This window comes from Type-A symbiont of Plautia stali, from assembly GCF_059731155.1.
Map to the genome: position 1 here is coordinate 804520 of NZ_AP035891.1, position 14788 is coordinate 819307.

General features: G+C 56.8%; 7 protein-coding genes and 7 pseudogenes. 7 read left to right on the forward strand and 7 right to left on the reverse strand.

Annotated features, from left to right (window positions below):
- Positions 1–102 precede the first annotated feature (102 nt).
- The 3 genes and pseudogenes from AC6I8M_RS04325 to AC6I8M_RS04335 all read right to left on the reverse strand — a co-directional run bounded on the left by AC6I8M_RS04325 (position 103) and on the right by AC6I8M_RS04335 (position 3659).
- Positions 103–1436 (reverse strand): annotated as a pseudogene (locus tag AC6I8M_RS04325) (MFS transporter).
- A gap of 289 nt (positions 1437–1725) precedes the next feature.
- Positions 1726–2727: an inner membrane protein YhjD gene (gene yhjD / locus AC6I8M_RS04330; RefSeq protein ID WP_010615726.1), complete on the reverse strand. Its 1002-nt coding sequence runs from the start codon at positions 2725–2727 to the stop codon at positions 1726–1728.
- Positions 2728–2777: 50 nt separating this feature from the next.
- Positions 2778–3659, reverse strand: a pseudogene (locus tag AC6I8M_RS04335) (LysR family transcriptional regulator).
- Between the two features lie 133 nt (positions 3660–3792).
- Here AC6I8M_RS04335 and AC6I8M_RS04340 point away from each other — a divergent pair.
- Positions 3793–4551: pseudogene (locus AC6I8M_RS04340) on the forward strand (SDR family NAD(P)-dependent oxidoreductase).
- 50 nt (positions 4552–4601) lie between these two features.
- Here the strand turns inward: AC6I8M_RS04340 and AC6I8M_RS04345 are convergent.
- A complete protein-coding gene (locus AC6I8M_RS04345; RefSeq protein WP_010615727.1) occupies positions 4602–5450 on the reverse strand; it encodes a PhzF family phenazine biosynthesis protein in 849 nt (282 codons plus the stop codon).
- A gap of 114 nt (positions 5451–5564) precedes the next feature.
- Between AC6I8M_RS04345 and AC6I8M_RS04350 the strand changes: the two are divergent.
- A pseudogene (locus tag AC6I8M_RS04350) lies at positions 5565–6186 on the forward strand (glutathione S-transferase family protein).
- Here the strand turns inward: AC6I8M_RS04350 and AC6I8M_RS04355 are convergent.
- Positions 6153–7643, reverse strand: a pseudogene (locus AC6I8M_RS04355) (aminotransferase-like domain-containing protein). The pseudogenes AC6I8M_RS04350 and AC6I8M_RS04355 sit on opposite strands and share 34 nt — an antisense overlap.
- A 136-nt stretch (positions 7644–7779) precedes the next feature.
- On the opposite strand from AC6I8M_RS04355, the gene AC6I8M_RS04360 reads away from it, so the two are divergent.
- Positions 7780–8361: a LysE family translocator gene (locus AC6I8M_RS04360; RefSeq protein WP_010615728.1), complete on the forward strand. Its 582-nt coding sequence runs from the start codon at positions 7780–7782 to the stop codon at positions 8359–8361.
- Positions 8362–8633: 272 nt separating this feature from the next.
- Here AC6I8M_RS04360 and mqo read toward each other — a convergent pair.
- Positions 8634–10245: pseudogene (gene mqo, locus AC6I8M_RS04365) on the reverse strand (malate dehydrogenase (quinone)).
- A 525-nt stretch (positions 10246–10770) separates the two neighbouring features.
- Positions 10771–11016: a DUF1158 domain-containing protein gene (locus AC6I8M_RS04370; protein WP_010615729.1), complete on the reverse strand. Its 246-nt coding sequence runs from the start codon at positions 11014–11016 to the stop codon at positions 10771–10773.
- A gap of 285 nt (positions 11017–11301) precedes the next feature.
- On the opposite strand from AC6I8M_RS04370, the gene mntP reads away from it, so the two are divergent.
- The 4 genes and pseudogenes from mntP (at position 11302) to treB (ending at position 14780) form a co-directional block, all read left to right on the forward strand.
- Positions 11302–11874, forward strand: a complete 573-nt coding sequence (gene mntP, locus AC6I8M_RS04375) for a manganese efflux pump MntP (RefSeq protein WP_010615730.1) — start codon at positions 11302–11304, stop codon at positions 11872–11874.
- A gap of 119 nt (positions 11875–11993) precedes the next feature.
- Positions 11994–12071: a stress response protein AzuC gene (azuC, locus tag AC6I8M_RS04380; protein WP_498013791.1), complete on the forward strand. Its 78-nt coding sequence runs from the start codon at positions 11994–11996 to the stop codon at positions 12069–12071.
- Positions 12072–12261: 190 nt separating this feature from the next.
- Positions 12262–13098 carry a fumarylacetoacetate hydrolase family protein gene (locus tag AC6I8M_RS04385; RefSeq protein ID WP_498013680.1) on the forward strand — a complete coding sequence of 279 codons (837 nt, stop codon included), beginning with the start codon at positions 12262–12264 and terminating at the stop codon, positions 13096–13098.
- 270 nt (positions 13099–13368) lie between these two features.
- A pseudogene (gene treB / locus AC6I8M_RS04390) lies at positions 13369–14780 on the forward strand (PTS trehalose transporter subunit IIBC).
- Positions 14781–14788 lie beyond the last annotated feature (8 nt).

The window sequence follows — 14788 nt, forward strand, 5'->3', positions numbered from 1 at the left end:
TCCCGTAAACGGGAGAGGGTTAGGGTGAGGGACACACCACACCATCCCCACACCGCCAATAAAAAACCCGGCCTGAGCCGGGTTCTGTCAACACGCAATCAATCACACCGCTTCATACAGCGTCTGGTGGTGCGTCTCTTTACAGGCAATCAGCGCGATCAGCGTCAGCACCGCCATGGAGGCCAGATAGAAGCCCACCGCCTGCAAGCCGTAGTTCGCATTCAGCCAGGTCGCAATATAAGGCGCCACCGAGGCGCCAAGAATCGACGACAGGTTGTAAGAGAACGACGCACCCGTATAGCGTACTTCGGTCGGGAACAGTTCTGGCAGCAGCGCGCCCATCGGGCCGAATGTCAGACCCATAATACTCAGGCCGAGCAGCAGGAAGCCCATCATCAGAATCTGCGAGCTGGAGCCGAGCAGCAGCGGGAACATCAGCGCAAAGGCGATAATCATCAGCGTAATGGTGATCATCGTCCTGCGACGGCCAAAACGGTCCGCCAGCAGGCCGGCAATCGGCACCATCACGCCAAAACCGATGACCGCCACCATCAGCATCCACAGGAAGCTGTGCGCGAATAACCGAGGCCGACCGGCGCCGGCGCGGTGCCGTAGCTCATCGAATACACCGTCATGATGTAAAACAGCGTATAGGTCGCAAGCATGATAAACGTGCCGAGAATGGTCGCGGTCATATGCTTGCTCAGCAGCGTACCGATGGGTATCCGCACCTGCTTCTTCTCTTTCTGCACTTTGGCAAATACCGGGCTCTCATGCAGCGACACGCGCACATACAGACCGATAATCACCAGCACCGCAGAGAGCACAAACGGCACGCGCCAGCCCCAGTTCATGAACTGCTCATCGGTCAGCAGCCACGAGAGCAGCAGGAACGTGCCGTTGGCAAAGAAGAAGCCAATCGGTGCGCCCAGCTGCGGGAACGAGCCGTACAGCGCACGTTTCTTCGCCGGGGCGTTCTCGGTGGCCAGCAGCGCTGCGCCGCCCCATTCGCCGCCCAATCTCAGGCCCTGACCAAAACGCGCCAGCGCCAGCAGCAGCGGTGCCGCCAAACCAATGGTCTGATAACCCGGCAGCAGGCCGATCAGTACGGTAGAGACGCCCATGGTCAGCAGCGAGGCAACCAGCGTCGCTTTACGGCCCACGCGGTCGCCAAAGTGACCAAACAGCGCGGAGCCAATAGGGCGCGCAACGAAAGCGATAGCGAAGGTCACCAGCGACTGCAGCGTGGCAACCGTAGCGTCACCCTGCGGGAAGAAGATATGCGGAAAAACGATTACCGCGGCGGTGGCATAGATATAGAAATCGAAGAATTCGATCGCAGTGCCGACCAGCGAGGCAACTACCACTTTACCGCTTGAGTTAACCGGTGTGCCGTCGTGTTGTGGATCGAGTGTTTCGGAGATGGAGGCTTGCATAACTGTTTCTTAATTGTAAATGTAAACAAAGAATCTTACGCACCTGTTTTGCCGCATTCAATGACGAAAAACCGCGTTACACTGGGCTTTGGTGGCGAAAAAGAGGATAATTTCTGAGTTATAGCAATCGGCGCCGGATGGGAAGGGGAAGCGCGGCTTTTCTGGCGTGATTCTCTGCAAAAGGGCCAAATAAAAGTGACCCTTTAGCGTTTCCTGCTGGTTTTTGCTGCTTTAGTAGCCAGCAGGAAACATTTTTTGCTGTTGCGGCAAATGTAACTGAATTATCGCGTTACGCAGAGTGATGCGGCTGCGACATCTCGGGATCATCCTTGTATTTTGCGGTGGCGATCCACGCGGCGCAGAATAGCGTCAGACGCGCGAAAAAGTAGAAGAAGGCCATCAGCCCCAGTACCGATCCAAAGGCGGCACCGGAGGGCGACGTTGCCAGCTTCGGCAGCGTCAGCGTCATGACAAACTTGATTACCTCAAAACCAATCGCCGCCAGCAGCGTTCCGCGCAGCAGCGCTTTTTTGCGTGGCTTGTGGCGCGGCAGGATCCAGAAAATCCACAGAAACAGCAAATAATTGGCGAAGATGGAGAGCGACAGCGCGATGATGGTCATCGCCGGCCGCAGCCACTCGATATCGCCCAGCCCCAGCGCATTCACGATCGCCGCCTGCGCTGCGCCAGCAATCGAGGTCAGCGACAACGTAATCACCAGCGCCAGCATCAGACCCAGCAGCGAAACCAAGTCGCGCAGATACTTCTTCCACCACTTCTCCTGGTCATCGGGTGTGCGCTCCCATACGTCGCGCGACTGGGCGCGCACCGCTTCGCGCAGGTTACCCATCCAGTTAATGCCGGAGTAGAGCGCCAGCAGCAAACCGGTCAGGCCCACGGTCGCGCGCTGCTGAATCGCGGTATTCAAGGTATTTTTCAGCGTGGTGGCCAGCGTCGGGTCGCTGATGCTGTTAACGATTTTGTTGATCAACTCAGAAAGCAGGTCCTGATTGGACGCCAGCACAAAGCCGACCGCCGCAAAAGAGACCATCAAAATCGGTATCAGCGAAAGAAATGAAAAATAGGTGATCGCCGCACCAAACTGGCTGCCGAGGCGATCGTTAAAGCGCTCCAGCGCGCGCAAAAAGTGCGCCACCGCTGGGATCGCCTGAAACCAGGCGGCAAAGCGTGAGACGCGCCTGATCGAGCCATCCACCGTTTTGTTCCCGGTTTTGATATCAATCAGCGGCTTAGCTTCTGCCTCTGAGGCTTTTGTGGTTTTGTCCGTCATAGACCTTCTGCATCCTGTTCACAGCGAAAATAAAATTATAGCCTGCCCGTTCAGGTCACGTATTCCTGCAGCACCTGACTCAGCCACTCCATAAACACCCGCACGCGGCGCGCCACGTTGCGACGGTGAGGATAGAGCAGGGAAATCGGCATCGGTTTGGCCGGGAAGTGGTGCAGCACTTCGACCAGCTGGCCGGATTCCAGCAGCGGCTGCACGCCAATGGCCGGTACCTGAATAATGCCCAGCCCGGCGATACAGGCGGCGCGATAGGTCTCGGTGCTGTTTACCGTCACCACGCCGCCGGTCTGCACGTAGTGGCACTGTTTGCCATCAAAGTACTCAAAGCCCGGCGAGGGCTACCCCAGCTGTTGGGTATAGTGCACCATGGCGTGCTGGCCGAGATCGTCCAGCCGCACCGGCATGCCGAAGCGGGAAAGGTAGCCAGGGCTGGCGCAGTTGATCAAGGCGTGCGAGCCAATTTTTCGCGCAATCAGGCCGGAATCTTTCAGTTCGCCAACGCGCAACACGCAGTCAAAGCTCTCGCGAATCACATCAACTTGGCGATCGCTGCTGCTCAGCTCAATCTCCACGCCTGGATAGTGCTGCAAAAACTCCGGCAGGCGCGGCAGGATAAAACCGGTCGCCATCGCCACCGACATATCGACGCGCAGCTTGCCGCTCAGCGTGGCAGGATCGTGCTGGAATAGGCTGTCCATATCATCAAGCATCGACAGCAAATCCAGGCAGCGATCGTAATACACCAGCCCATCCTGGGTGAGATGCACACGGCGCGTGGTGCGATGCAGCAGGCGTGTGCCCATCTGATTTTCCAGCGCCTGCAGCTGGCGGGAAACGCTGCCCTTGGGTAAACCCAGACTCTCAGCCGCGCGGGTAAAACTGCCCATTTCTGCCACCCGCACAAACACCTGCATAGCGTGAATTTTATCCGTGTTGTTCACCGATTGTTGTTGTTAGTGAAACAGTGTTGTGTATTCCCTTGCGTTTATAGCTCAATTATTCGCGAATATCCTTAATCCGTGTTCAATTTTCCAACTGGAGCGAAACATGTCTCATAAAATTGCATTGATTACCGGCGGTAACCGCGGTCTGGGCAAGAATGGCGCGCTAAAACTGGCCGCGAAAGGCGTCGATATTCTGTTTACCTGGCGCGGTCATGCTGAAGAAGCGCAGGCGGTAGTGAAGGAGATTGAGGCGCTGGGCGCGCGTGCGGTAGCGCTGCAGCTGGATGTGGGCGACAGTAAGCAGTTCGATGACTTTGCGGCGCGGGTCAAAGCAACGCTGAACTAGACCTGGCAGCGCGATAGCTTTGATTATTTAGTGAACAACGCTGGACACGGTCATTACAAGCTGCTGGCCGAAACCAGTGAAGAGGAGTTTGATGCGCTGGTGAATGTGCATTTTAAAGGGCCGTATTTCCTTACGCAGAAACTGCTGCCGCTGATCGCCGATGGTGGACGCATCCTGAACATTTCCAGCGGTCTGACGCGCATGACGCTGCCGGGTTCAGGCACTTACGCCGCCATGAAAGGGGCGATGGAAGTGCTGACGCGCTATCAGGCGAAGGAGCTGGGCGAGCGCCGCATTCGCGTCAACATACTGGCACCGGGGGCGATTGAAACCGACTTTGGCGGCGGTCGCGTGCGCGACACGAAAGATCTGAACGCGCATATCGCTTCAGTGACCGCGCTGGGCCGCGTTGGTCTGCCGGATGACATAGGTGATGCCATCAGCGCGATCCTGAGCGAGGAGACCGGCTGGATTACCGCCCAGCGTATCGAGGCCTCCGGCGGTCAGGCACTGTAAAAACATCGCGCTGCGACCGAATCGTGTTAACGAACGGAGCAGCGCCCGTTTTACACCTCAATCGTTCCATCAATCAGGGTGAGAGTTTGCCCGCCGATCCAGATTGTCTCACCGGCAAAACGCACCACAATGCGACCGGCACGCTGGATGGCGCTGCCCTGACGCGCGCAGTAATCCTGCCGCTGGTCCTGCGCCGCCAGATAGCGTGCCAGACAGGCGTTGGCGCTGCCGGTTACCGGATCTTCGACCAAGCTACCGTTCTCGACCAGCAGCGCGCGCACCTCGTACTGCGCATCTGCGTCCTGCGGCAGCGGGCCAAACAGTGCGATGCCGTTCACGCCAGCATGCTGCTGCAGCCGCAGTAAATCGTCAGCCTGGGTGACCACCTCCAGCACCGCCTGCGCGCTGCTCATCGGAATCAACAGCCAGCGAATCCCCATATCCGCCACGGCTGGCGTCTGGCTGAGATCGAACGCGTCACAGTGCAGCGCGCTGCTCATCAGCGCATCGCTGAACGGCGTCAGGCTGGCTTCCGGCGCGGCAAAGGCCAGCGTACCGTCAGCGCCAATCTGCACCTCAACCAGGCCCACGCCGCACTCCTGCACAATCTTACCCGCTGTTTTCAGGGGCCAGCCGGCTTCCAGCAAGGCATGCGCGGTGCCAAGCGTGGGGTGTCCGGCAAACGGCAGTTCGCCTCCGGGCGTGAAGATGCGCACACGATAGTCGGCTCTGGCATCCTGTGGTGGCAGCACGAAGGTGGTTTCCGACAGATTGGTCCAGCGCGCGATAGCCGCCAGCTGTGCGTCGCTCAGGCCCTCGGCATCCATGATCACCGCCAGCGGATTGCCGCTGAACGCGCCTGTGGAGAACACATCCACTTGTTTAAACGCCACCTGCATGTTCGCTCCTTTCCTCATTGAGGTTGTCTGAAATCCGGATTTACATCCTGCTGATTGCTTAAGGCGTCTAACAGGACTATGAATAGATTAACAATTCTGCCAGCGGAGTCCGCTATGTTAAAAATTCTGGGCCGTAACTCGTTAATCAACGTACGTAAAGTGCTGTGGCTCTGTTCAGAGCTGGATATTGTCTGGGAGCACGAGCCGTGGGGCGAAGACCCGCAGTCGTTGCACTCACCCCAGTTTATGGCGCTCAATCCCAACGCCATGGTGCCGGTGATCATCGAAGATGACTTCGTGATGTGGGAATCCAACGCGATTCTGCGCTACCTCGCCAACAGCAACGACGGTGAATGGCTCTACCCGGATAATCCCCGCGCGCGCGCCGGTCGATCAGTGGATGGACTGGCAGGCCACCGAGCTCAACACCTCATGGCGCTATGCTTTTATGTCGCTGGTGCGGAATTCGCCAGCCCATCAGGATCCGCGCCTGCTGGCTGCCGCCATCAAAGGCTGGAGCCACACCATGGGTATTCTCAATCAGCAGCTGGAAAAAACCGGGCGCTACGTTGCGGGCCGTAACTTTACCCTGGCCGATATTCCGGTTGGCCTGGCGGTAAACCGCTGGTTTGAAACTCCGCTCGACCACCCGGACTTTCCTGCCGTGCAAACGTACTACGAGCGCCTGACCGAACGCGAGGGCTACACCACTTGGGGCCGCAACGGTAAGCCCTGATCCTGACCCGGCGCGAAACTGGTGATTTCACAGGCCAGCGCGCCGGTGCGTTTCAGTGCCCAGGTGTAACGCTCATCAAACGGATAGCAGCAGGAGAGACGCAGCGCATGGCGATAGCGATCGCTCAGCGAATAGAGCGCGCCCGGCGTAACGCAAATCTGCTCCTGCAACAGGCGATGGAACATCTCCACCGTGTCAACCTTGCCCGGCAGCTCGACCCAAAACACAAAGCCGCCGCGCGGCAGGGTAGCGCGCGTGCCCTGCGGGAAGTTACGGGCAATGATGCCGCGCGCCGCATCCAGATTGGCGGCATAGCGACGCCGCAGCGAACGCAGATGGTGATTATAACCGCCGCTGGCGGGGAATTCGGCCAGCGTTTCGCTCAGCAGTTTTGATTCGGTGATCGACGATACCGCTTTCAGCCGCGCAATCGCCGGGTGGAAGCGGCCGGCAGCCGTCCAGCCCACGCGAAAATCGGGCGCGACGGTTTTGGTGAAGCTGGTGCAGTAAATCACCCAGCCGTCGCGGTCAAAGGCTTTAACCGGCGGCGACAGTGGCCTGTCAAACTGCAATTCGTCATACAGCCCATCTTCCAGCAGCGGAATGTGGTAAGTGTTCACTAACTTCGCGAGACGCTTTTTATTTTCCAGCGGCATTACGTAGCCCAGCGGATTCTGCGCGCCCGGCATGGCGATCAGCGCCTGAATGCGCTGCTCCTGCAGCAACATCTCCAGCGCGTCCAGCGACAGGCCGTTTTGCGGATCGGTGGGGATTTCCAGCGCCTTCAGCCCGAGTGAGGCCAGCAGCGGGAACAAAAAGAAGTAGGTCGGCGATTCAAGCCCGACGCAGTCGCCCGGCTTCGTCACCGCACGCAGCGCCAGCTGCAGCGCTTCCATGCAGCCGTGGGTCAGGGTGATGTCCGCGACAGTGAGATTCAGGCCGGTGTGCAGGCTACGGCGCGCAATCTCCTCCCGTAAGTGCTCACTACCCGGCGGAAGCGCATAACGACCAATGATGTCGTTATCGCGGCGAATAAGGGAGGCGGTAATGCGTCCCAGTTTCGCCGCCGGAAACAGCTCACTATACTGCGGGCAGGCCAGCGAAATATTGGTGTAGTCCGGGTGATTCTGCGCGGCGAATACCTGCTCGATCAGTTCCAGTTTTTGCGTGCTGTGGTCATTAACGCTGGCGCTCATCGGCCTGAGTGGTCGCGTCACCGCGGGCAGCACACCACGCACGTAGTAGCCCGACTGCGGACGGGCTTCTATCAGGTCGCGATCTTCAAGGATATGCCAGGCACTTAGCACGGTATTGATGCTGACCTAGTGCGACTGCGCCACGCGCCGGATGGCCGGCAGGCGCTTACCCGGCTTCAGCGTGCCCTGATGGATAGATTCGGCAAAACTGTCCGCCAGCTGCTGGTACAGCGTCTGGCCGGATGAGAGAGGAAGGGACACAAAAGCCTCCGCGCGCGATTAGGTACAATTTAAAATTGCCTTAACTGTATTCATCACAATAGTGATTTTGTGTCTCTGTTGCCATCGTAATTTGCGCATTAGCATGGTGCTTCGTTGATTCTCAGGGAAACGCACCATGCTCGATCCATCCTTCTTTAGCTACGTTACGGTGATGTCGATTACACCGGGTCCTAACAATCTGTTACTGGCCATGTCTGGCGTCAATTTTGGCTTCCGGCGCACGCTGCCGATGCTGTTTGGCATCCTGCTCTGCTGTGCGTTACAGATGCTGCTGGCGAGCGTGGCGCTGGAGATGCTGTTGCACTGGATGGCGTCTGTGCGGTTGCCGCTGACGGTGGTGGGATGCAGCTATCTGCTGTGGCTGTCGTGGAAAATCTTCCGCGCCGGTGCGCCGCAGCTGCGCGAGTGTCCGATGACCTTACTGGGCGGCGTGTGTTTCCAGGCGGTGAATCCCAAAGCCTGGCTGATGGTCACCAACGTGGCGCTGATGTACGCCAACAGCAACGGTGTGCTGGCGGTGCTGCTCGGCTTTGCCGCGCTCAACCTGCCGTGCATTTTAATCTGGGCAGCGCTGGGCGACCGGCTGCGCCATCACCTGCAGATTGCGTGGAAACGTCAGGCGTTCAACACGCTAATGGCGCTGTCACTGGTGGCGACGACCGGCTGGATGCTGTATGACGCGCTGCTATTGAGGTGATTCAACGGCGTTTGATGGCACGGTAAGCATGGGCACCATATGGGGGGCTGGTCAGTTAACGAAGCCGTAAGACGCACCCTTATGTAGCGGCGCGATTTATCGCGCAATGTACTGTGCCGCTAACAAACGTGCGCTTTCTGGTGAATAAATCCCAGGCTTAACTGTCAGGGATTGCGTCATCCTAAAGGCGACACCGTAATCAAAAAAAAGAGGCCGCTGTTGCGGCCTCAGGCAGGTCTGTTTTTTCCGGTTGGAAGGGCAGGCGTCGCCGCTTACTTGCCCACCACATGGGCGGTTTCACGGCCTTCGTCGTTCGCGGCTTCCGGCGTGATGACCGGTGCGTAATCCAGCTGTAGCACGCGACTGGTTTCGGCCAGCACCTTCTCGGTCAGCGCCACGTCGCCGTTCAGCTTGCGGCCCCACGACGGGATTACCGCGCGGATTTTGGTTTGCCACTCGGGCGAGCGCATCTGCTCCGGGAACACTGTTCGCCATCAGCTCCAGCATAATCGGTGCTGCGGTGGAGGCGCCCGGTGACGCGCCCAGCAGCGCAGAGATCGAGCCGTCGGCCGAGGTGACCACTTCGGTACCGAGACGCAGCACGCCGCCCTCTTTCTCATCATTTTTGATGATCTGTACGCGCTGACCGGCCGTGACCAGCTTCCAGTCTTCCTGTTTTGCCTGCGGCACATAAGTGCGCAGCGCTTCCATACGATCATCATCGCTCTGCAACACCTGATCGACCAGATATTTCACCAGATCGAAGCTTTTCAGCCCAACCTGCATCATCGGCAGCAGGTTACTGCTGTTCATCGCGCTGAACATATCCAGCAGTGAGCCCTGCTTGAGGAATTTGGTGGAGAAGGTCGCAAACGGGCCAAACAGCAGCACCTGCTTGCCATCCAGCACGCGGGTATCAACATGCGGTACCGACATCGGCGGTTCGCCCACGCTGGCTTTGCCCTACACCTTCGCCATGTGCTGCGCCACCACGTCCGGATTTTCCGTGACGAGGAACGAGCCGCCCACCGGGAAACCGGCGTAGCCTTTTACTTCCGGGATGCCGGTTTTTTGCAGCAGCGGCAGCGCCGCACCGCCGGCACCGATAAACAGCTGGCGCGCAGTCAGCACCCGCGGCTCACCGCTGGCGAGGTTGTGCAGGCTTACCTGCCAGCGACCATCGCTCAGGCGCTTGATATCGCGCACTTCCTGACGCAGACGCAGGCGGAAATTCTCTTTCTTCTCCAGCGCGGCAATCAGCTGGCGCGTTACCTCACCGAAGTTAACGTCGGTGCCCATGTCGGTCTAGGTGGCCGCCACTTTCTGCTTGCGGTCGCGCCCGTTCATCACCAGCGGAATCCACTCAGCGATCTGGTCACGATCTTCGGAATAGTTCATGCCGCGGAACAGGGTGCTTTTCTGCAGCGCCGGGAAGCGCTTGCGCAGGAAAGCCACGTTGGCCTCGCCCCAGACAAAACTCATGTGCGGCGTGCTGTGAATAAAGCTTTGTTGATTATTCAGGTTGCCTTTCTGCTCGTGATACGCTCAGAACTGGCGGGAAATCTGGAAGGATTCGTTAATCGCCACCGCTTTGGCAATGTCGATGCTGCCATCCGCTCTTTCGGGCGTATAGTTCAGCTCGGCCAGCGCCGCGTGGCCGGTGCCGGCATTGTTCCAGCCGTTAGAGGATTCGACCGCGACATCATCCAGCCGCTCGACCATCTCAGTCGACCAGTCTGGCTCCAGATCCTGCAGCCACGTACCTAAGGTAGCACTCATCACGCCTGCGCCGATCAGCAGGACATCTACGTCTTTTCGTTCCTGAAGGTGTGTGCTTTCCATGCCAGCGGCGGCTAGCGCCAGATTTACCGCAGTGTTGCTCATGAGGCGACATCTCCTCTCTGTTGCCCTGAAGCTCAACAGGTCCGCAGGCGAAACAGCCACGCTTTTTGCAAGCGCGTTGCGCTATTTCTCAAAGGTTAAGACTCAGGTTTAAGCCATAGGTGTGATAACGGTTAACTGCACGTTATGCATATGCATTCGAATATAACATTCTCGTATCGGAATTAAACATTTGTTTATTTTTTAAATGCAGAAATGATTCAGCATGAGAATTAATCAGCCCGACGACGCTGTCATAAGGGATTTTTATCGCCTAATCAGGCAGTTATAGTAACGTAGTTGTTGCGGCAGTGTGAGGAAAATGGAGAGGGTTGATTTCACACGGTGAGCTAGATCACAAATTAACGCATTGAAAAAATAGGTTTTAACGAAATTGATTTTTTATGCGGATTTTATGTTGCCTGATGTTTCGCCAGATCGTGTAAAAATAATGTTACGTTTGTGTGACTTTTAATTTGGGCATCGTGTCACGCGCTCGTCAGAAGAAAAATGCATCACGCGCACCGCTCAGCGCAGCTGGAACCAGCGGCGCCAGACGAAGCGAATAATGAAAAACTCAACGGTACCCAGCAGCAAAAACCAGACGCAGAACACCATGGTGTACAGCTGATTCACATCCTGCAGATGCAGAGCCTGCTGCAGCTGTTTTGCCAGCGCCACGCCAAACGAAGGGGCGGGCAGCAGTAGCGCCGAAAGAAAGCCCAGTAGCAGAATGCCGCCCGGGATGATCAGCGTTTCAAACGGGTTTTTCATCGCATCATTTCAAATCAGTTAGCGCGGGCATTAGCGCATAAAACCGCGGCGCGGTGCAATCCCCGCAGCGGCGCGCGCTAAGAAATTTCTTCTATTCCATCCGCTTAGCTGCAGAAATAGCGGTAGTTAAGAGTTATAGCCTTTACTATACTTAAACCCATGATTTTGTTGTCTTTTTTTTAGCGGGTTAGCGTGCTAGACTGCGCGCACTTTTTCATTACTGAACCCGATATGCGGACAAAGTGCAGGCTTAATCGTCTTATTTCACCGCATTGACTGAAAACCATGACATTTATCGCAACCCTGATTCTGGCCTTTGGTATGTCGATGGACGCTTTCGCTGCAGCACTGGGCAAAGGCGCATCGCTGTATCGTCCGGGTTTCAAAGAAGCATTACGCACAGGGCTGATTTTTGGCGTCATTGAAATGCTGACGCCGCTGGTGGGCTGGGCCATCAGGCTGGCCGCCAGCCACTACATTATGGCATGGGATCACTGGGTGGCATTTGGTCTGCTGGGCATTCTTGGCGGGCGGATGATCATGGAAGGCTTCCGTCAGACGGCCGATGAGCCGTGCGAAGCGCCGCAGCGCCACGGCTTTATGGTACTGGCGCTGACGGCGGTAGCGACCAGCCTTGATGCGCTGGCGGTGGGGGTTGGCCTCGCGTTCCTGCAGGTTAACATTGTGCTCACCGCGCTCACCATCGGTGCGGCCACCACCATCATGGCGACCACCGGTGTGCTGGTCGGCCGCTTTATCGGTCCGGTAATGGGCAAATGGGCGGAAGTGCTGGGCGGGGTGGTACTGATCAGCATTGGCTGCACCATCCTGATTGAGCACTTAGGGCTGTTCCGTTAACGCCTTGCACGATGGGGTGGGCGCGTTTTTGTTATCTGGTTCAAAAATAATTGCGTGAAAAATGCGCGGGCGTTATAATTTTCGCGTAATTCTTCAACAATTTTTGTATCAGGTGCACCATGAAACGTTTTTTCCGCTCCGTGTTTCGCTCTTATGTTGAGAGCTTTAAACACGTACCTCCGGGCGCCTTAAACTAAGCGCTCCGCCAGAAACCCTCGATAATCGCGGTCAGGGATCGACCTGTGGTTATCACCCGGCGCCGTTCCCCTCTGCGTACTTCTGTCACCAAAACTCACAAACATTAATTACTTTACCCTCAGGTCATACCGCTTTTCCGTCTGGCTTTTGATAACCTGCGCGCAAATTCTCTATAACATTGAGGCCATCATGCAGCTGTGCAGTTTTTCTCTTATTGACCATGCAAGAAAAAGTTATGGCATCGTGCAACCCGCCGGCGTGATCGATCTCGGTGCGCGGCTGGGCGACAGCTGTCCGGATTTGAAAACCCTGCTGCAGCGCGGTGGCCTGAGTAACCTGCAGGTGTACCTGAGCGAGCCGGTGGACTATGCCTTCAGCGCGATTCGCTTCCTGCCGGTGATGGAAAACCCAGGCAAAGTCTTCTGCGTTCGCATGAACTATGCCGACAAGCCCCAGGAGTTTGCCGCCACGCTCGACGCGCCGACGCTGTTTGTCCGCTTTGCCGATTCGCTGGCTGCGCACGAGCAGCCCCTGCTGAAACCGGCGACCACGGCTGAATTTGATTACGAAGGCGAGCTGGCGGTGATCATCGGCAAGGCGGCTTATCAGGTAAAAGCCGCCGATGCGCTACAGCATGTGGCGGGCTACAGCTGCTTTATGGATGCCACGGTGCGCGACATGCAGTTCACCTGGTTTACCGTGGGCAAAAACTGGCAGCAAACGGGCGGTTTTGGCCCGTGGATGACCACCGCTGACGACATCCCGGACCCGCAGCAGCTGGCGATCAAAACTTGGCTGAATCAGCGCGAAGTGCAGAACGATACCACGGTCAGCATGGTGCATCCGGTGGCGAAGATCATTGAATACATCTCGGCGTTTAGTCCGCTGTCACCGGGCGATGTCATCATCACCGGCTCACCGGGCGGCGTGGGGAAAAAGCGTACGCCACCGCTGTTTATGTTCCCTGGCGACGAGATCGAAGTGGAAATTGAGAAGATTGGCGGTCTGCGCCACCGCATCGTCTGACGCATTGTTGCGCGGTGGCGAAATCCGCACAGCCACCGCGCTACCGTTTAAATAAATATTCAACAATACGAAATGTCCCGAATTTATATTTAAATAGCGCAGATTTAGTTATCAGGTTAAATAATTATTGTTAAGTTAATTTTCCTGCGATGTATTGCGTAAATATTTTTGTGATCGCCAACTAATTCCCTCGCTTTGCTATAGTTAAAATTAAAAGCAGCGGCGTATTATCGTCCACTGCCGATTCCGGCATGGAAATAAGGGATGATAATTAAAACCATCAGTCGCGAGATCATTAACGATCTCATTGACCGCGTGGGCGGTCGGGAAAATATTCTGTCACTTTCGCACTGTATTACCCGCCTGCGCTTTGTGCTGCAGGATGTCGACAAGGCCGATCCGGCGGCTATCCGCGCCACGCCCGGCGTTAAAGGATGCTTTAATGCTGCCGGACAGTTTCAGGTAATTATTGGAACCGAAGTTGACGCTTATTATAAAGCGTTAGTTGAAGTACTAAATATTAGTGAGACCTCTAAGGAGCAGATTAAATCCGCGGCGCGCAGCCAGATGAAATGGCACAAGGCATTATTATCCCATTTTGCTGAGATATTTTCCCGTTATTACCGACGTTAATTAGCGGCGGTTTAATTCTTGGTTTCCGTAACGTGCTCGGCGATATTGCCGTGGCGGATGATAAAACCCTGGTGCAGCTCTATCCCGGTGTGAAAGGGCTGTACGATTTTCTCTGGCTGATTGGCGAAGCGATCTTCTTCTATTTGCCGGTGGGTATTTGCTGGTCGGTGGTGCGCAAGCTGGGCGGTACGCCAATCCTGGGTATTGTGCTGGGCATTACGCTGGTTTCACCGCAGCTGATGAATGCGTATCTGATTGGCAGCCAAGTGCCGGAAGTGTGGAACTTCGGCTGGTTCAGCATTGATCGGGTCGGCTATCAGGCGCAGGTGATCCCGGCGCTGCTGGCCGGGCTGGCGCTGGCGAAAATCGAACTGGCGCTAAAACGTATCGTGCCCGCCTATCTGACGCTGGTGGTGGTGCCGGTGTGTGCACTGCTGCTGTCGGTCTTCCTCGCCCATAGCCTGATTGGCCCGTTTGGCCGTCTGATCGGCGAAGGCATCGCTTTTGCGGTGCGTCATCTGATGACCGGCAGCTTTGCGCCGATTGGTGCCGCGCTGTTTGGCTTCCTGTATGCGCCGATGGTGATCACCGGCGTGCATCAGACCACGCTGGCTGTCGATTTGCAGATGATTCAGAGCATGGGCGGCAGGCCGGTGTGGCCGCTGATTGCGCTGTCCAATATTGCACAGGGTGCAGCGGTGGTTGGCATCATTATCGCCAGTAAAGATCGTGCTGAACGCGACCTCACCGTGCCGGCCGCCATTTCGGCGTGGCTCGGCGTAACGGAGCCGGCGATGTACGGCGTCAACCTCAAGTACCGCTACCCCATGCTGTGCGCCATGATTGGCTCTGCGCTGGCGGCGCTGCTTTGCGGCCTCAACGGCGTGATGGCCAATGGCATCGGCGTGGGCGGCTTGCCGGGTATTCTCTCGATTCAGCCACAGTACTGGACGGTTTACTCCTTGGCGATTCTGGTGGCGATTCTGGTTCCGCTGCTGCTGACCATCATCATCACCAAACGTAAAGCGGCAACCGCCATCATCAGCTAGGCCGAGGT

Excerpts from the sequence above, each read along its gene's own strand:
- yhjD (WP_010615726.1), bottom strand. The coding sequence starts at position 2,727 with ATGACGGACAAAACCACAAAAGCCTCAGAGGCAGAAGCTAAGCCGCTG.
- AC6I8M_RS04345 (WP_010615727.1), bottom strand. The coding sequence starts at position 5,450 with ATGCAGGTGGCGTTTAAACAAGTGGATGTGTTCTCCACAGGCGCGTTC.
- AC6I8M_RS04360 (WP_010615728.1), top strand. The coding sequence starts at position 7,780 with ATGCTCGATCCATCCTTCTTTAGCTACGTTACGGTGATGTCGATTACA.
- AC6I8M_RS04370 (WP_010615729.1), bottom strand. The coding sequence starts at position 11,016 with ATGAAAAACCCGTTTGAAACGCTGATCATCCCGGGCGGCATTCTGCTA.
- mntP (WP_010615730.1), top strand. The coding sequence starts at position 11,302 with ATGACATTTATCGCAACCCTGATTCTGGCCTTTGGTATGTCGATGGAC.
- azuC (WP_498013791.1), top strand. The coding sequence starts at position 11,994 with ATGAAACGTTTTTTCCGCTCCGTGTTTCGCTCTTATGTTGAGAGCTTT.
- AC6I8M_RS04385 (WP_498013680.1), top strand. The coding sequence starts at position 12,262 with ATGCAGCTGTGCAGTTTTTCTCTTATTGACCATGCAAGAAAAAGTTAT.